Origin of the sequence: Arthrobacter yangruifuii (assembly GCF_009192775.1) — a bacterium.
Classification (GTDB): Bacteria; Actinomycetota; Actinomycetes; order Actinomycetales; family Micrococcaceae; genus Arthrobacter_B; species Arthrobacter_B yangruifuii.
The window spans coordinates 759,205-775,269 of the sequence record NZ_VTFX01000005.1; the positions used below are offsets into that span (position 1 = coordinate 759,205).

The 16,065-nt window shown below is 67.8% G+C and carries 14 protein-coding genes; 6 read left to right on the forward strand and 8 right to left on the reverse strand.

Features of this window, described 5'->3' with window-relative positions:
- The first annotated feature begins 90 nt into the window (after positions 1 to 90).
- Positions 91 to 1,038 (forward strand): cation diffusion facilitator family transporter, encoded by a 948-nt coding sequence (locus GD627_RS14350; protein WP_152273032.1) that lies wholly within the window; start codon positions 91 to 93, stop codon positions 1,036 to 1,038.
- Here the strand turns inward: GD627_RS14350 and GD627_RS14355 are convergent.
- On the reverse strand, positions 971 to 2,224 hold the full coding sequence (locus GD627_RS14355; RefSeq protein WP_152273033.1) for an MFS transporter: 1,254 nt from the start codon (positions 2,222 to 2,224) through the stop codon (positions 971 to 973). The two genes, GD627_RS14350 and GD627_RS14355, sit on opposite strands and share 68 nt — an antisense overlap.
- A gap of 209 nt (positions 2,225 to 2,433) precedes the next feature.
- Between GD627_RS14355 and GD627_RS14360 the strand changes: the two genes are divergently transcribed.
- Together GD627_RS14360 and GD627_RS14365 are read left to right on the forward strand one after the other, a co-directional pair.
- The gene (locus tag GD627_RS14360) at positions 2,434 to 3,237 is read left to right on the forward strand and encodes a putative protein N(5)-glutamine methyltransferase (RefSeq protein WP_152273034.1); all 804 of its coding nucleotides are present in this window, start codon (positions 2,434 to 2,436) and stop codon (positions 3,235 to 3,237) included.
- A gap of 18 nt (positions 3,238 to 3,255) precedes the next feature.
- Complete coding sequence (locus tag GD627_RS14365) at positions 3,256 to 3,732, forward strand: (deoxy)nucleoside triphosphate pyrophosphohydrolase (RefSeq protein ID WP_152273035.1); 477 nt, start codon at positions 3,256 to 3,258, stop codon at positions 3,730 to 3,732.
- On the opposite strand, the gene GD627_RS14370 is transcribed toward GD627_RS14365, so the two are convergent.
- Together GD627_RS14370 and GD627_RS14375 are read right to left on the reverse strand one after the other, a co-directional pair.
- Positions 3,729 to 4,913 (reverse strand): Rv2578c family radical SAM protein, encoded by a 1,185-nt coding sequence (locus GD627_RS14370; protein WP_152273036.1) that lies wholly within the window; start codon positions 4,911 to 4,913, stop codon positions 3,729 to 3,731. The genes GD627_RS14365 and GD627_RS14370 overlap by 4 nt on opposite strands.
- A 38-nt stretch (positions 4,914 to 4,951) precedes the next feature.
- Positions 4,952 to 5,464 (reverse strand): hypothetical protein, encoded by a 513-nt coding sequence (locus GD627_RS14375; RefSeq protein ID WP_152273037.1) that lies wholly within the window; start codon positions 5,462 to 5,464, stop codon positions 4,952 to 4,954.
- A gap of 103 nt (positions 5,465 to 5,567) precedes the next feature.
- Here GD627_RS14375 and pheS point away from each other — a divergent pair, with 103 nt between their 5' ends.
- Entirely contained in the window at positions 5,568 to 6,665 is a 1,098-nt protein-coding gene (pheS, locus tag GD627_RS14380) for a phenylalanine--tRNA ligase subunit alpha (RefSeq protein ID WP_152273038.1), read from the forward strand.
- Positions 6,666 to 9,203 (forward strand): phenylalanine--tRNA ligase subunit beta, encoded by a 2,538-nt coding sequence (pheT, locus tag GD627_RS14385; RefSeq protein ID WP_152273039.1) that lies wholly within the window; start codon positions 6,666 to 6,668, stop codon positions 9,201 to 9,203.
- Between the two features lie 62 nt (positions 9,204 to 9,265).
- On the opposite strand, the gene GD627_RS14390 is transcribed toward pheT, so the two are convergent.
- The 5 genes from GD627_RS14390 to GD627_RS14410 all read right to left on the reverse strand — a co-directional run bounded on the left by GD627_RS14390 (position 9,266) and on the right by GD627_RS14410 (position 14,864).
- Positions 9,266 to 10,138: an endo alpha-1,4 polygalactosaminidase gene (locus GD627_RS14390; RefSeq protein WP_152273040.1), complete on the reverse strand. Its 873-nt coding sequence runs from the start codon at positions 10,136 to 10,138 to the stop codon at positions 9,266 to 9,268.
- Positions 10,135 to 10,818 (reverse strand): spherulation-specific family 4 protein, encoded by a 684-nt coding sequence (locus GD627_RS14395; protein ID WP_152273041.1) that lies wholly within the window; start codon positions 10,816 to 10,818, stop codon positions 10,135 to 10,137. The genes GD627_RS14390 and GD627_RS14395 overlap by 4 nt, the downstream gene beginning before the upstream one ends.
- Positions 10,815 to 12,146 (reverse strand): hypothetical protein, encoded by a 1,332-nt coding sequence (locus GD627_RS14400; protein ID WP_152273042.1) that lies wholly within the window; start codon positions 12,144 to 12,146, stop codon positions 10,815 to 10,817. The genes GD627_RS14395 and GD627_RS14400 overlap by 4 nt, the downstream gene beginning before the upstream one ends.
- Positions 12,143 to 13,672, reverse strand: a complete 1,530-nt coding sequence (pelF, locus tag GD627_RS14405; protein WP_152273043.1) for a GT4 family glycosyltransferase PelF — start codon at positions 13,670 to 13,672, stop codon at positions 12,143 to 12,145. Before pelF ends, GD627_RS14400 begins: the two co-directional genes overlap by 4 nt.
- Positions 13,673 to 13,901: 229 nt before the next feature.
- Positions 13,902 to 14,864 (reverse strand): quinone oxidoreductase family protein, encoded by a 963-nt coding sequence (locus tag GD627_RS14410; RefSeq protein WP_152273044.1) that lies wholly within the window; start codon positions 14,862 to 14,864, stop codon positions 13,902 to 13,904.
- A gap of 121 nt (positions 14,865 to 14,985) precedes the next feature.
- On the opposite strand from GD627_RS14410, the gene argC reads away from it, so the two are divergent.
- A complete protein-coding gene (gene argC, locus GD627_RS14415) occupies positions 14,986 to 16,017 on the forward strand; it encodes an N-acetyl-gamma-glutamyl-phosphate reductase (RefSeq protein ID WP_152273045.1) in 1,032 nt (343 codons plus the stop codon).
- The last annotated feature ends 48 nt before the right edge of the window (positions 16,018 to 16,065 follow it).

Here is a 16,065-nt window from a genome sequence, read left to right on the forward strand (position 1 = left end):
ACAACCGGCAGCGCGGACTCCGATGTAGCGTATTGGTGACGGCTGCGCTCGGCGCGCCGATTTACAACACCAAAGAGAAACGGGTCTTCCATGTCTGCCAGCGGCGGTAACAAGGCGGTTGTCGCGGCACTGAGTGCCAACTTGGCCATTGCGGTCTTGAAGTTCATTGCCTTTGCCTTAACGCGTTCATCCTCCATGCTTGCCGAGGCCATCCACTCGGTGGCTGACTCCGGCAACCAGGTGCTCCTGCTTGTGGGCGGCAAGCGTTCCAAGCGCCAGGCCAGCCCGGAACACCCCTTCGGCTACGGCCGTGAGCGGTACATCTACGCCTTTATTGTCTCCATTGTGCTGTTCAGCGTCGGCGGTCTGTTTGCGCTGTACGAGGCCTACCACAAGTACCAGGATCCGCACCCGATTGAGGGCCGGTGGTGGTGGGTTCCGCTGGCTGTCCTTGTCGGCGCGATCCTTGCGGAGGGTTATTCCTTCCGCACGGCCATCCGTGAGTCCAACCGCACCCGCGGCACGCAGAGCTGGGTGCAGTTTGTCCGGACCGCCAAGGCCCCGGAACTGCCCGTAGTCCTGTTGGAGGACTTCGGCGCCCTGCTGGGCCTGCTCTTCGCCCTGTTCGGCGTGGGCATGACCCTGATAACCGGCAACGGCGTCTGGGACGCCTTCGGCACAGCCATGATCGGCCTGCTGCTGGTGGCGATCGCTGCAGTGCTGGCAGTGGAGACCAAATCCCTGCTGCTCGGCGAATCCGCCACGCAGGCCGATGTCCGCCGGATCGAAGCCGCCATCCAGGAGGACCCGGACACCCGCATCATCCACCTCAAGACCCTGCATCTGGGTCCGGAGGAACTGCTGGTGGCCGCGAAGATCAGCATCGCCAAGTGCGATACCGGCCGGGAAATTGCCGACGGCATCAACGCGGCCGAAGCCCGGATCCGCGCCGCCGTACCGATTGCCGGGTCTATTTACCTGGAGCCTGATGTGTTTGTTTCGCCGAAGACGCGGGACGCCGGTCAAGGGAACCGCTGATCAGGGCAATAGCCAAACCAAGCAGGGCGAGTACCGCTCCCACCACGGCGGGGGAGCGGTATCCCCATCCCCAGGCGATCACGACGCCGCCCAGCAGGGCGCCCAGCGCATTGGCAAGGTTCAGGGCTGCGTGGTTCAGGGACGACGCCAGCGTCGGGGCCCCGGGGGAGACATCCAGCAGGCGGGTCTGCAGCGGCGGAGTGAGCATCGAACCGATCAGCCCGACCAGGAACACGAGCACCATGGCCGTTGCCGCGTACTGCACCGCCCAGGCGTAGGCAAGGAGAATGACGACGGTGCCGCCGAGAATGGCGTAGATACTGCCCATAACGTTGATATCGGCCAGCCGTCCGCCGGCCACGTTGCCGATCACCTGCCCCACCCCGTAAAGCCCGACGACGACGGGCAGGACATTCTCGGAGAGGCCGGCCACCTCGGTCATGGTGGGCGCAATGTAGGAATACACGGCGAAGAATCCGCCGAAGCCGACGGTTCCCACCAACAGGGCCAGCCAGACCTGGCTCCGCCCCAGGGCGCTGAGTTCGGACTTGATGCTGGCCCCGGGCAGGACGGCCTGGTGCGGCACGAACCGGGCCACCATGGCCACGGTCAGGAATCCGATGGCCGCCACCAGAACGAACATCCACCGCCACCCGGCCTGCTGACCCAGCCAGGTTGCGAAGGGCACTCCCACCACGTTCGCGATGCTCAGGCCCAGCATCACCATGGAGATTGCCCAGGCGCGGCGGGTGGGAGCCACCAGCGACGCGGCGATGACGGCTGCCACGCCGAAGAACGCGCCGTGCGGCAGCCCGGACAGGAACCGGGTGAAGAGCAGCCAGGAATAGTCGGCGGCAAAGAAGGAGGACAGGTTGCCCAGGGCGAAGAACAGCATCAGGCCCAGAACCAGTATTTTCCGCGGCATCCGGGCCCCCAGGGCGGCCAGCACGGGCGCGCCCACCACCACACCCAGGGCATAGGCGGAAATAACGTGCCCGCCCGCAGGAACCGAGATGTTGAGGTCTTCGACCATTTCCTGCAGCAGGCCCATGATGCTGAACTCGGTGGTGCCGATGGCAAAGCCACCCACCGCCAGGGCAACTATGGCCTTGGCGGCGCTGGTCTTTCGGGCGCCGGGGGTGCGCTGGCTGGACAGGAAAAGGGGCGCGGTGGTGCTCCGGGGCATGTTCGCTTTCACAAGGTGGGGATGCGGCTGGGCCGCTGGGGACGGCGTTCCGGGTCAACGAGCAGGAAGTGCTCCTGCCGGACGCCTGGACGGCTTCGTCCCCTCCAGCCTAGTGCACCGCCGCGGCTCCCGGAGGTTCCGCCGCCTCTCCGGCAACCGTCGGCCCGGGAACACTGGTGCCCGCTGCGGTGCCCTGTCACCATAAACGCGTGCAGAGCTTCGACAATCCGGCCGAACTGGTATCCCGGCTGCGGGACGCAGGATGTGTGTTTGCCGAACAAGAGGCCTTCCTGTTGATCTCCGGTGCCGGCGGCGAAGCGGCGCTGGAAGAGATGGTGGCCCGGCGGCTGGCCGGGCAGCCCCTGGAGCAGGTTCTCGGCTGGGCGGCCTTCGGGGGGCTTCGGGTGGGGCTCCGGCCCGGAGTCTTTGTGCCCCGGCAGCGTACGGAGTTCCTGGCTGCGCAGGCGGTCCGCCTGCTGGCAGGACGCAGCACGGCGCTGGTGGTGGAGCTGTGCTGCGGGTCCGGTGCCGTTGCGATGGCGGTCTCGGCGGGTGTGCCGGGCTGCCGGATCTACGCCGTTGACGTTCATCCGGAGGCAGTCGCCTGTGCCCGGGCCAATCTGCCGCAGGCCACCGTCCTGCAGGGGGACCTCTTTCCGGCACTGCCCGGCGAGCTGGCCGGGAGGATCGACGTCGTGCTGGCCAACGCCCCCTATGTGCCCACCCCGGCGCTGGCAACGCTGCCCCGTGAAGCGCGGAATTACGAGCCCGCCGTCACCCTGGACGGCGGCCGCAACGGACTCGACCTGCTGAAACGGATCATCAGTCACGCCCCGCAGTGGCTCGCTCCCGGCGGGAAGCTCCTGCTCGAGTGCAGCGAGGGGCAGGCAGCTGCCGTGGGCGGACTCCTTGTTTCCGCCGGGCTGTCCCCGCAGATTCTGCGGAACGAGGAAACCGATGCCACGGTTGCCGTCGGCAGTGCACCCGCGGGGAAGTCGAAGGGCATCGGGTAAACCGGTTAAGCTCGGTGGATGCATTTCCAAGAGAACACCGGCCAGGCCGACGCCGCATCCCCCCGCTCCTTCGTGCAGGTGGTGGGCGCCGCGATCCTGGATTCCCTGGACCGGCCCTCGAAGCTGCTGGCGGCACGCCGCAGCGCACCCGTTGCGCTGGCCGGATTGTGGGAGTTCCCGGGCGGGAAGGTGGAACCCGGGGAAGAATGCACGCAGGCACTGCACCGTGAACTGGCTGAGGAACTCGGCATCCGGACCGCGCTGGGTGTTGAAGTGACGGGGCCCCTGGCTCAGGGCTGGCCGCTCAACGACTCCGCGGCCATGCGGGTGTGGCTGGCGGAAGTCACCGGCGGGACACCCGAGCCGCTGGAGGACCACAACGAACTTCGCTGGGTGGACCTCACCGAGACGGCGCTGATGGAGCTTCCCTGGATCCCCGCGGATCTGCCGATCGTTACGGCGCTGTTGAACGCCGTGGATGCCGGCCGGGCCTAGAACAGGGCATCCTGGCCCGCTGCCGGTACCAGTTTCCGTGCCCCGCCGGCAGGAGCTGCACCCTCATCCTTGGGTGCAGCCGGCCGGAGGAAGCGGGCACCGCCGGAAAAACCGTATTTGGCCTTGAAGAACCGGATCCGCCCGGCCAGCCAGTCCCGGTACTCCTTGGACGCGTACGTGCCTTTGCCGTACAGGTCGGCGTACTTGCCGGAGAGCTCCGGGTAGTGCCGGGCCAGGAACTGCAGGTACCACTCGCGGGCTCCCGGGCGCAGGTGCAGGGCGCCCGCCGTGACTCCCGTGGCCCCGGCGGCTGCGAGCGCCGAGAAGAGGGCATCCAGGGATTCGTCCCCGTCGGTAAGCCACGGCAGGATGGGCATGGCCATCACCGAACACGGAAGGCCGGCGTCCCGCAGGCGGCTGATCAGCTCGAGCCGTGCACGGGGTGTGGGGGTTCCCGGTTCCGCCACCTTGGCCAGTTCCGGATCCACCAGTGCCAGTGATATTCCCATCCCGATCTCGGTCTGCGCGGACGCCTCCTTCAGCAGCGGGATGTCCCGCGCCAGCAGAGTGCCCTTGGTGAGGATGGAGAAGGGTGTGCTGCTGTCTGCGAGCGCACGGATGATGCCGGGCATCAGCCGGTAACGGCCCTCTGCGCGCTGGTAGGGATCAGTGTTGGTGCCCATGGCCACATGGTGGTGCTGCCAGGAGGGCCGGGCGAGTTCGCGCCGCAGCACTTCGGCAGCGTTGACCTTGACCACCAGCTGGCTGTCGAAATCTGCTCCGCTGTCCAGGTCCAGGTAGGTGTGGGTTTTGCGGGCAAAGCAGTAAACGCAGGCATGGCTGCAGCCGCGGTACGGATTGACGGTCCATTCAAAGGGCATGTTCGAGCCGCCGCCCACCTTATTCAGCACCGACTTGGCAACGACCTCGTGGAACGTCACTCCGGCAAAGTCGGGAGTGCGCACGGAGCGGACCAGGCCCTGCAGCGGAATCAGCGGATCCGTGGTGCCGGGCACCGCCGGCAGGGGCAGGACGGCCTCGGCCGCAGCGCCCGGGGCCGCAGCACCCGGGACCTCACTGCCTGCAGATGCGGAGCCTGCAGCGGAGCCTGAAGTTTTTCCGCTGCCGGGATGGCCACCCTCGGCGGACCTTGCATTGAGTTCCTGACCTTGCCACCTCATCCCCTTATTAGAACATATGTTCGAACCGGGGGATAGCCCTAAACGGTGCGGGACGGACGGCGGGACAGCGCCCGGAACCTGCGCGGGAACGGACGGCGGAGCCGGCCCGTCCGGCCCGTCCGCCCCGTCCGGGGGCTCCGCGGCCGTCCGGGGCGGTAGCCGCCGTCGCGCAGCCCTGCCAGCCGCTCAAACGGGTTGGCCGACGCCGGATCACCTGCCACCAGGCGGGAGAGCGCCGAGGCGGTGAAATAGGCGGGCAGGAACAGCGGGCCCAGGAACGCGTACTGCGAGCTGTGGCGGGTTTCATGGCGCAGCAGCGGGCTGTCCGGTGCATGGATGCGGCCGGCGGAGGCGGAACGGTAGAGGACCACGTTGCCGACGGTGAAGGCGGCCGCCCGGGGGAGGGACAGGGGATACCCCTCGGCAAGGATGATCTTCTGCGGACCCGGCGTGATGCTGCACCCGGTGGCACGTGCCAGAAGCAGGCCCGCCGGGGTACTGAGGTTCAGCAGATTGATCCAGCGGCGCAGCACAACGGGTACGGACGGCATGGCACCTCCCTGCGGCAGTATGACGGCCCTGCCGGGGTTCTCTACTAGACTTGCAATGATAAGCCAGAACCCAACTAGGGCCGGAAACAGGTAAGCACAGTACATGTCTAACTCCACACCGGGGACTGGTTCCCCAGATACTTCCCCTGAGGGCGTTCAGCCCGAGCCGCCGAATCCGCTCGATGAAGCCGCCGTAGCCGCCGCCGTCGAGCAGGCGCTCGCCGCCATTGCCGGCGCCGCGGACCTCAACGCGCTCAAGGAGGTCCGGATTGCCGTCACCGGCGAGAAATCGCCGCTGAGCGGAGCCAACCGGGCCATCGGCAAGCTCCCCAAGGACCAGAAGGCGGCCGCCGGCAAGCTCGTAGGCCCCGCCCGCGGCCGGATCAACTCCGCGCTCGCCGCCCGCACCGTTGAGCTCGAGGCCGAGCGCGACGCCCGGATCCTGGTCGAAGAGGCCGTGGACGTCACTGCCGCGCCGCGCCGCCGGCACATCGGCGGACGCCACCCCATCTCCACCCTGCAGGACCGCGTGGCCGATGTCTTCGTGGGCATGGGCTGGGAAATCGCCGAAGGCCCCGAGGTGGAATCCGAATGGTTCAACTTCGACGCCCTGAACTTCAAGCCGGACCACCCCGCCCGCGAAATGCAGGACACCTTCTTCGTGGAGCCGCCGGAAGCACACCTGGTGATGCGCACGCACACCTCCCCGGTCCAGGTCCGTTCCATGCTCGAGCGCGACCTGCCGATCTACGTGCTGTGCCCCGGCAAGGTCTTCCGCACCGACGAACTTGATGCCACGCACACCCCGGTCTTCCACCAGTTCGAGGGCCTGGCCATCGACAAGGGACTGACCATGGCGGACCTGGTCGGCACCCTGGAGCACTTCACCCGGGTGCTGTTCGGCGACGAGGCCAAGGTCCGGCTGCGCCCGAACTACTTCCCGTTCACCGAGCCCAGCGCCGAGCTGGACATCTGGCACCCCGGTGCCAAGGGCGGCCCGCGCTGGATCGAGTGGGGCGGCTGCGGCATGGTCAACCCCAACGTGCTCCGCGCCGCCGGGATCGATCCCGAGGTCTATTCAGGATTTGCCTTCGGCATGGGCATTGACCGTGCCCTCATGTTCCGCAACGAGGTTTCGGACATGCACGAAATGATCGAAGGCGACGTACGTTTCAGCGAACACTTCGGGATGGAGATCTAAGTGAGAATCCCACTTTCCTGGCTGCGCGAGTATGCCCAGGTTCCGGCGGACGCAACCGCCGAAGACGTGATGGAAGACCTGGTGAAGGTCGGCCTGGAGGAAGAGGACGTCCACCGTCCCTCCGACGAGCTGCAGGGACCTATTGTGGTGGGCCAGGTGCTCAGCATGGAGCCCGAGCCGCAGAGCAACGGCAAGACCATCAACTGGTGCTCGGTCCGCGTGGTGCCCGAAGGTGCCGAGCAGACCCTGACCGGCAAGGGCACCGAACCCTCCGGCATCCAGGGCATTGTCTGCGGCGCACACAACTTCGCCGTGGGGGACAAAGTGGTTGTCACCCTCCCCGGCGCCGTGCTGCCCGGCGACTTCCGGATCAGCCCGCGCAAGACCTACGGCCACGTGTCCGCCGGCATGATCGCCTCCGTGCGTGAACTGGGCATCGGCGAGGACCATGACGGCATCCTGGTGCTCTCCACCCTGGGGCTGGACCCCGAGGTGGGCACCGACGCCATGGAGCTGCTGGGCCTGTATGACCAGGCAGCGGAAATCAACGTCACTCCGGACCGCGGCTATGTCTTCTCCATCCGCGGCGCCGCCCGCGAGTACGCCCACGCCACGGGCACCAAGTTCACCGACCCGGCTGCCGCCGTCGCCGTTCCGCAGGCGGACGGCAAGGGCTACCCCGTCAAGCTCGACGACGCCGCGCCCATCTATGGCAAGCCCGGCTGCGACCGGTTCGTGGCCCGCACCGTGCGCGGCGTGGATCCCTCCCGCCCCACCCCGCCGTGGATGTCCTCTCGGCTGCGCCTGGCCGGCATGCGCTCCATCTCGCTGGTGGTGGACATTTCCAACTACGTGATGCTCGAGCTCGGCCAGCCGCTGCACTTCTACGACCTGGATAAGCTCACCGGCGAAATCGTGGTCCGCCGGGCCGCCGAGGGCGAAACCCTGAAAACCCTGGATGAGAAGGACCGCCGGCTCTCGCCGGAGGACCTGCTGATCACGGACGGTTCCGGTGCCATCGGCATTGCCGGCGTGATGGGCGGAGCCGCCACCGAGGTGTCCGGCGGTACGCAGAACGTCCTGATTGAGGCCGCCCACTTCGAAGAGGTCAGCATTGCCCGGTCCCGCCGCCGGCACAAGCTGCCCTCCGAAGCGTCCAAGCGCTTCGAACGCGGCGTGGACTGGAACGTGGCGGACATCGCCGCGCAGCGCGCCGTGGACCTGCTGGTGGAACTCGCCGGCGGCACCGCCGATGAGTCCGTCACCGATGTCGGCACCGCCCCCGAACCGCGCCGCATCGAACTGGCGGCGCAGTTCCCGTCGCAGTTGATCGGCCTGGACTTCACCGACTCCCAGATCACCGGGAGCCTGGAGGACCTGGGCGCTTCCGTGGAGAAGACCGACGCCGGCTACCTGGTCACGCCGCCGAGCTGGCGCCCGGACCTGGAGACGCGCGAGGACCTCACCGAGGAAATCATCCGCCTGGTGGGCTACGACAAGATTCCGTCCACCCTTCCCGTGGCCCCTCCCGGCCGCGGCCTGACCCGCGTCCAGCAGCAGCGCCGCCGGCTGATGCAGTCCCTCGCGGCCGCCGGCCTCACCGAGGTGCTGTCCTATCCGTTCGTGACGGAAGCGGACAACAACACCTTCGGCGCACCGGAGGGCACCCGCACGGCCCTGAAACTGGCCAACCCGCTTAGCGCCGAATACGGCTACCTGCGCACCTCGGTGCTGCCGGGCCTGTTCGAGGTGGCCAAGCGCAACATGTCCCGCGGTTTCCGCGACCTGGCGCTGTTCGAATCCGGCACCGTCTTCCTGCCCGGCGGTCACTTGGGCACCGAAAGCATCCCGCCGCTGGGTGCGAAGCCGTCCGAGGAGGTGCTGGATGAGCTGTACGCAGGCATCCCGGACCAGCCGCTGCACGTGGGCGTCCTGCTGGCCGGCCACGAGTCCGCTCCCGGGGCCGGCAACACGCCGCGCACGTGGGACTGGGCCGACGCCGTGGACTTCGCCCGCCTGATGGGGGACGTGTTGGGCGTGGAACTGGTGGTGGAACAGGGGGCACACCAGGCCTTCCACCCCGGACGCACGGCACGCATTGCGCTGCGCAGCGGCGAGACCGTGGGCTACGCCGGCGAGCTGCATCCCAAGCTGCTGGCTGCACGCGACATGCCGGCTCGCACCGCCGCGGTGGAACTGGATGTGGATGCGCTCTTCGACGCCGCCCCCGACGTCATCGTGGCCCGTCCCATCTCCAGCTTCCCCATCTCCACGCAGGATGTGGCGCTGGTGGTGGCAGAGGACGTGCCCGCCGAGCAGGTCCGCGAGGCCCTGCGCGAAGGCGCCGGTGAACTGCTCGAAGACGTGGCGCTGTTCGACGTCTACGCCGGCTCCGGCATCGAGCCCGGGCACAAGTCGCTGGCGTTCGCGCTGCGGTTCCGCGCCCCGGACCGGACCCTGACTGCCGACGAAGCCTCGGAGGCCCGTGCCGCCGCCGTCGCACTGGCGGCCGAACGGTTCGGTGCGGTGCAGCGCTAAGCCTCATGCGCTTAGACCCTGAAGGGCCCTGCCGGAGAACCTCCGGCGGGGCCCTTGCCGTTTCAGCAGGGGGACCTGGCCGCGCCGAGATCCAGGGGCTTCAGCATTGAGGAGAATCCCTGCCGCCTGGCGTCGGGGCAAAAGCCCAGGCCGCCCTGGTATTCGACGTGCAGAACGGCTTTGCCGGCGCCGGTAAACGGCGCGTACAGGCCGCACTCGTCATAGCGGACGCATTCCTCGTTAATGGCAAAGTCAAAGTCCTCCACCAGCTCGGGGATCTGGTCGACGTCGTTCTTGAGTGCTACGGACAGGCCGCGGTCATGCGCCAGCCGGGCCACCGCCCGGTTGTAGGCGAGCTGGTCCTGTGCAGTCAGCGGGAACCCCGTCTCATTGACGTAGCCGTCCAGGTTGTCGGGTTCAACGGCGTCAAACCCCTTTGCCGCACAGGCATCCATCCGTGCTGCGACAATCGGCAGGAGAACATCCTGCTGCCGGATGTCGAGCCATTGTTCATCCGGCCAGCCGTCCATCGGCTCTCCCCGGACGGCGAGGGGGAACTGTCCGGCATCGCCGCGGTAGTCTTCCCATGACCCGGCGGAGAAGTAACAGACCAGCCGGCGTCCCTGCTGCTTCAGGGCATCGATCTCCTCCGTGGTGGTGGTTTCGAAGTCCACATCGAAAATGTCCGCCTGCACCGTGACATCAATGGCGCCTGACAGCTGCCACTGCCAGCTGTCAGCCGGCGAAGGACGCCACACCGGCGCAGCGGACGCGGCCTGCCCGCCCGTGGCGGGGGGAGCCGGGGGAGAGGCTGCAGCCGCACACCCCTGGAGCGTCAGGGCGGAAAGCAGCAACAGGACCAGGCCGGGCAGCAGGCGCGCCTGCCTTCCGCCGCGGCCTGCCCGGCGCCGGTTGCCTCCCCTCCCACGGTTCATGTGCCCGCCACCGGATGCCCGGCGCCGAGACGGTCCGAGACGGCCGTCGGAGGTCCCAGCCAGGGATTGGGCAGGGAACGGTCGGTTGCGAAAACGTATCCGGCCCCGTGCCTGCCGGCGCGGTCGGCTACGGCCGCAATCCGCTGCGGGGCACATCCGTAGACCAGGTGCCACAGCCGGTGCGGCGGCACGTTCCACGCCCAGGCAGGGTGCCGGAAGCCGGCATAGGACTCGGCGGTCCCTTCGAAGACCCCGGTGACGTCGAACAGATCCAAAACCGCCCGCGGCGGAAAAGTGCCGGGGTTGGCTGCCAGGAAGGGAACTCCCGCAGCCCGGGCGGCGCCGGCGTACCGGGTGCAGGAGGCCAGTCCGGCGTCCGTAGCCGGAAGTTCGTCGAGCATGATTCCGTCGACGCGGTAGCGCCGCTGCCAATGGTCAATCTCAGCCGCCACGTCCGTCACGGACCGCTCGCCGTAATGAACGGGAACGTAGCCCAGGGTCCTGATGCCGCGCAGCAGGGCAAGCGCGTCGGGATAATACGCGTCGTTCTCCGTGCCCGGCCCGTTGTGGACATTGACGACGGCGAACGCGACGTCGCGCCGGGCTGCCAGCCAGTTCCATTCCCGGGGCGCTTCCGCCGGATGAACGTACCAGGGCAGGGCAAGCCTGGGTCTGCTCATGCGTAGGCCCGCGGATCCGAAACCCGGTTCAGCAGGACAGCTATCCCCGCGACGAGGAACGCCACGGCCACCAGGACGCCCGGAAGGTTGCCCACCATGATCCAGACCGCTGCGGACAGCGTAGCGGCGCCCGCGAAGACCACGCCCCCGCCCGGTGTGCCGAAGGCAATGAGCGTTGTGGACGTCGTAGCCAGGGAGCTGAAGGCAGCCGCCGCGACCACGGTCACCACCATCCCCGCAGCCCCGACCAGGAAGAAGACCACCAGCGTGGAAACGGACGCTGATACCAGCACGATGGCCGCAGACATGCCCATCGTGGCGATCCGGGCGCTCCGGGCCGCATGGCGCAGCAGCGGTGTTCGCCGGGAGGACCAAATCAGCCGTTGGCGCATCAGCACCAGTGCGGGATCCGTAGCTGCCGCGGCGACGACCGTGGCCACGATGAGGGCTGTTCCTTCCCAGTCCGTGAGGCGGGTCAGCCCGAGGGAGAGCGCAGCAGCAAGGCCTGCGGCCTGAAGCGCCGGCGCGGCGGCGGAGCGCCAGTCTGCCCCGCCCAGGCTGATGCGTTCGCCAAGCCCGCGCACGTGCACAGCCAGGGAGAGGGTGGTTGCTGCAAGGATCACGGCAGCGACGGTCAGGACGGTGGCGGTAGCGGACCTGTGTCCCAGCACGAGCGTGAGCGATACTGCTGCGACGGCAACCAGCAGAGCAGTCATGAGGTACCAGGACCGTCCAAGGATGACGAGCATCGATACAACGCAGGAGTACCAGCACCAGGCCATCATCAGGATGGCCTGGGAAGCGTCGTGGCCCGGGAGCAGTAAGAGGACAACCATGAAGCAGGCCAAAGCCGCCGTCACCAGGAGGGTGGCGCCGGCTCCCCGGGCGATGCCCCGGTTCAGGTGCCCGGTATTCGCATGCGACCACACAATGCCGGACACGGACTGGCCAATGACCCACGCGCTGATACCGGCCGTGAGGACTTCCCAGGTGTTCTCCGTGATGACTGTGGCGGTCAGGCCGCCCAGGACCGCGCCCAGGATCAGCACGACCGCGCGCCGGACGGCCTCAAGCAGGGCATCCCTGCCCACCCAGCCCTCCGGCTCCTGCGGAAGGTCCACGGAGCTCCGGACCTGGACGAGCGTCTGGGCGTAGGCGAAAACGTCCGCCGCGCCGTGGCGTGTGGCAACTGTGCGGTCGCTCAGGCCGGAGGCTTCCAGCCGGGCGGCGATGTCGAACGTGTCCACCGCATCGAAGGCCGGGGGTGTGCCGCCTGCGTCGGGCAGGCGCTTACCCGCGGACGGCATGATGACGCTGTCGGCGCTCATGCGAGCAATCCGAACTCGGATTCGCCGGCGGCGGGTTCCGGCACTCCGGCGCCGCCGCCCACGTGCTCCGCCGGGGTGGGGAGGGGCTCCGTCAACTGCCTCCCGTCGCGGGCAGCCGAATACGCTTCACGGTAACGGTTCAGGCAGCGTTCCAGGGTGAACTCGGCAAGCGCCCGCCGTCTCGCAGCGGCGCCCATTGCCGATCGCAGCCCGCTGTCGGACAGCAGGGCGATGCAGGCATCCGCGAAGGCGGCATGGTCGCGGGCGGCCACCAGCATGCCGGTTGTCTGCTGCTCATCCAGGCATTCGGCAACACCGCCGACGTCGGTGTTGACCGTCGCGCGTCCGCACATCATCGCCTCCAGCAGGGTGAACGGCAGCCCTTCCGAAATGCTGGACAATGCCACAATGTGGCCGGCCTCAATAGCAGGGCGGCTGCCCTGGCTGGGCCCTTCCCAATGGACCGCGTCAGTTACCCCGAGGCTGAGGGCCAGGGCCACCAGCCCGGCTTTGTAGGCCTTGTTTTCCGGGGGTGTGGGACCAAAAATCCGCAGCTGTGCATTTGGTACCCGCGTCCGGACCAGCGCAAACGCCGAGATAAGCGTCTCCAGATCCTTCAGGGGATCGATGCGGCCGACGAAACTTATCGTCGGGACGTCCGGTTCCGTGGTCACCTGCCGAAACGTCGAGGGGTCGACGCCGTTGGTAATGGTATGGATCCGTTCCGGGTCTGCGCCGAGCCGTCGCTCCCAGCGGGCATTGAAGTGGTTGACGGGGAGGACCATGTGCGCGTGAACGTGGACAACCTGGCACAGCCGCCGGAGGAAGGCGGTCACTGCGCGGCGCACCGGCCAGGTCATTTCTGCGGCGTAGAGCGCCAGGTAGCGCTCGCGGAGATAGACGCCGTGTTCGGTCAGCAGGAGCGGAACCTCCTGCCGCCAGGAGGTGGCCAGGGCCAGCAGGGATGACGGGCCGTTGCTGGAAGCATGGATGACGTCCACCTCCGCCAGGCGGTTGTCCACGAGAGCCAGCGCCCGGTCCACGATGCCCGCAGCCAGGACGGCGTCCGCGACGGAAATCGGCGGTTCTCCCGCACTCACGGCGTGGCGGGACCAGGCGCGGATGATCGCTGCCACGGAACCGCGGGCGGCCAGCGCACGGGAGAGCCCTACGCGGTCACTGACCTCGACAAGCTGGCGCAGTGCGTTTGTGGTCCGCACAATGCCCTCACGGCCTTCGGGTCCCAGTGCCGCATCCCACAAGTGGGCCAGGGCGCGCTGCGTGGTGTCGATGGAACTGCTGTGACGGTGCCCGCGCAGCGCAGGCACGGCAGGCCCCCAAACCTCAATGACGCGGGCACGGCGCACGTTGGGCGGCAGTTTCCAGACAATTCTGGCGCTGCCTCCGGCCAGGGCAACGACATCAAAGGCATGCTCGGGAAGTCCGGAAATCAACTGGTCGCCCCAGGTGCTGACGCCGCCGGTCACCACCGGATAGGTTCCCTCGGTGAGAAGAGCGATCCTCATCCCCCTAAGCGTCCGTTCCACGGGATAGTGCAGGCGGCGCCACGGCTCCTGCTGCAACGGCACAAATACGTTCGGCAAATAACATCAGCACTGCCCGACCTTCTAGCTTGATTCGCACCCAACCGGCGAAGCGGACTTCCAGTAGACCCGGTCGCGGCCGGCCGGGCACGGGTATCCGTTACGTGTTTAGTACGCGCCGGAGCCCGAAGAGGGCAGGGGGCCGGACGGATCAGGGAACCAGCAGCACCTTTCCCGTGGTCCTGCGTCCCTCAAGGTCCGCATGGGCCCGGGAGGCTTCGGCCAGCGGATAGGACTGCCCGATCCGCACCTCGAGTTTCCCGGCCAGCACCGCGTCAAACAATTCACGGGCCCGCCACTGCCGTTCCTCGGGCGTGAGCAGGTAGTGCGCCAGCGTGGGGCGGGTCAGGAACAGCGAGCCGGCGGAGTTCAGCCGCTGGATGTCGAAGGGTGGAACCTGCCCCGACGCGCCGCCGAAGAGCACCATCATGCCCCGGGTGCGCAGGCTGGCCAGTGAGCCGTCGAAGGTTGCCGCGCCGACGCCGTCGTACACCACGTCCACGCCGGTGCCGTCAGTGAGCGCCCGGACCTGGCCCTCGAAACCCGCATAGCGCAGGACATGGTCGGCTCCGGCGCCCCGGGCCAGCAGTTCCTTCTCCTCGGTGGACACCGTGGTGATCACCGTCACACCCCGGGCCTTGAGCAACTGGATCAGCAGCAGCCCCACACCGCCGGCTCCTGCATGTACCAGCGCCGTCTGTCCCGCCTGCACCGGGAAGGTGGAGCTGCAGAGGTAGTGTGCGGTGAAGCCCTGCAGCAGCAGCGCCGCTGCGGTGTCATCCCGGATTCCGGCGGGCACCGGCAGCGCCGTGTCGGCGTCCATCAGCATGTACTGGGCATAGGCGCCGCCGCCTTCCGCCGTGGCGACGCGGTCCCCTTCCCGGAAGCCCGATTCGGCTCCGGCGGACACCACGGTTCCGGCGGCCTCGGAGCCGGGGATGAAGGGATATGACATCGGATAAACGCCGCCGCGCTGATACGTGTCAATAAAGTTGACGCCCGCTGCGGCCACCTTGACCAGGATCTGGCGGGGTCCGGGCTGGGGAAGGGCAACATCTTCATAACGCAGGATTTCCGGTCCGCCCGACTGCGGGACGACAATGGCTTTGTGCATGGCATGGCCTCTTCTGCATCGCTGTTACGTGCCGGGCCTCTCTCGCCGCCCGATGTGGTTCCCATCATACGGTTTGCATAAATATTGGAAGCAGTGCATAAGTGTGCTGTAGGGTGGGGGCATGACAATTTCCGTAGCAGTCTCCGGCGCCAGCGGCTATGCCGGCGGTGAAGTCCTGCGCCTGCTGGCCGGCCACCCGGAGGTCTCCGTCGGCGCCATCACGGCCCACAGCAATGCCGGAGCCCGGCTGGGGGAGCTGCAGCCGCATCTGCATTCCCTCGCTGACCGGGTTCTGGTGGACACCACCGTGGAGAACCTGGCGGGGCACGACGTCGTTTTCCTGGCCCTCCCGCACGGTGCCAGCGCAGGGATTGCTGCCCAGCTGGATCCGGGCACCCTGGTCATCGATGCCGGGGCAGACCATCGGCTCGAGGATCCCCTTGCCTGGGAAAAGTTCTACGGTTCCCCCCACGCGGGCACCTGGCCGTACGGACTGCCCGAGCTGCCGGGCCACCGCGAACGCCTCAAGGGCGCCCGCCGGATTGCCGTGCCCGGCTGCTACCCCACCAGCTCCCTGCTCGCGCTGACTCCCGGGTTTGCCGCCGGACTGCTGGAACCGGAGGACGTTGTCATTGTCTCCGCCTCCGGCACCTCCGGCGCCGGCAAGGCCGCCAAGCCGCATCTGCTGGGCTCGGAAATCCTGGGCGGCATGAGCCCCTACGGCGTCGGCGGAGGCCACCGGCACACGCCGGAAATCGAACAGGGCCTGTCGGCAGCCGCCGGAGAAACCGTGGCCGTGTCCTTCACGCCCACCCTGGCCCCGATGGCCCGCGGCATCCTGACCACCGCCACCGCCAGGGTCCGCCCCGGCGTGGACGCGGCGGCCCTGCGCGCAGCCTGGGAACAGGCATATGCCGGGGAACATTTTGTCCGTGTGCTGCCCGAAGGCCAGTGGCCCGGCACCAAGATGGTGGTCGGCTCCAACTACGCCGTGATGCAGCTGGCCTATGATCCCCATGCCGGCCGGGTGATTGTCAGCTGCGTGATCGACAACCTCAACAAGGGAACTGCCGGCGGTGCCGTGCAGTCCATGAACATTGCCCTCGGCCTGGATGAAACCGCGGGACTGACACAGCAGGGGGTGGCACCGTAATGAGTGCCGAATCAACAACCGGTCCAACCACGGGAAGCACCGCGGAAA

Bases quoted from the DNA above. Each gene is read 5' to 3' on its own strand.
- GD627_RS14350 (WP_152273032.1), top strand. From the start codon at position 91: ATGTCTGCCAGCGGCGGTAACAAGGCGGTTGTCGCGGCACTGAGTGCC.
- GD627_RS14355 (WP_152273033.1), bottom strand. From the start codon at position 2,224: ATGCCCCGGAGCACCACCGCGCCCCTTTTCCTGTCCAGCCAGCGCACC.
- GD627_RS14365 (WP_152273035.1), top strand. From the start codon at position 3,256: ATGCATTTCCAAGAGAACACCGGCCAGGCCGACGCCGCATCCCCCCGC.
- GD627_RS14370 (WP_152273036.1), bottom strand. From the start codon at position 4,913: ATGAGGTGGCAAGGTCAGGAACTCAATGCAAGGTCCGCCGAGGGTGGC.
- GD627_RS14375 (WP_152273037.1), bottom strand. From the start codon at position 5,464: ATGCCGTCCGTACCCGTTGTGCTGCGCCGCTGGATCAATCTGCTGAAC.
- pheS (WP_152273038.1), top strand. From the start codon at position 5,568: ATGTCTAACTCCACACCGGGGACTGGTTCCCCAGATACTTCCCCTGAG.
- GD627_RS14390 (WP_152273040.1), bottom strand. From the start codon at position 10,138: ATGAACCGTGGGAGGGGAGGCAACCGGCGCCGGGCAGGCCGCGGCGGA.
- GD627_RS14395 (WP_152273041.1), bottom strand. From the start codon at position 10,818: ATGAGCAGACCCAGGCTTGCCCTGCCCTGGTACGTTCATCCGGCGGAA.
- GD627_RS14400 (WP_152273042.1), bottom strand. From the start codon at position 12,146: ATGAGCGCCGACAGCGTCATCATGCCGTCCGCGGGTAAGCGCCTGCCC.
- pelF (WP_152273043.1), bottom strand. From the start codon at position 13,672: ATGAGGATCGCTCTTCTCACCGAGGGAACCTATCCGGTGGTGACCGGC.
- GD627_RS14410 (WP_152273044.1), bottom strand. From the start codon at position 14,864: ATGCACAAAGCCATTGTCGTCCCGCAGTCGGGCGGACCGGAAATCCTG.
- argC (WP_152273045.1), top strand. From the start codon at position 14,986: ATGACAATTTCCGTAGCAGTCTCCGGCGCCAGCGGCTATGCCGGCGGT.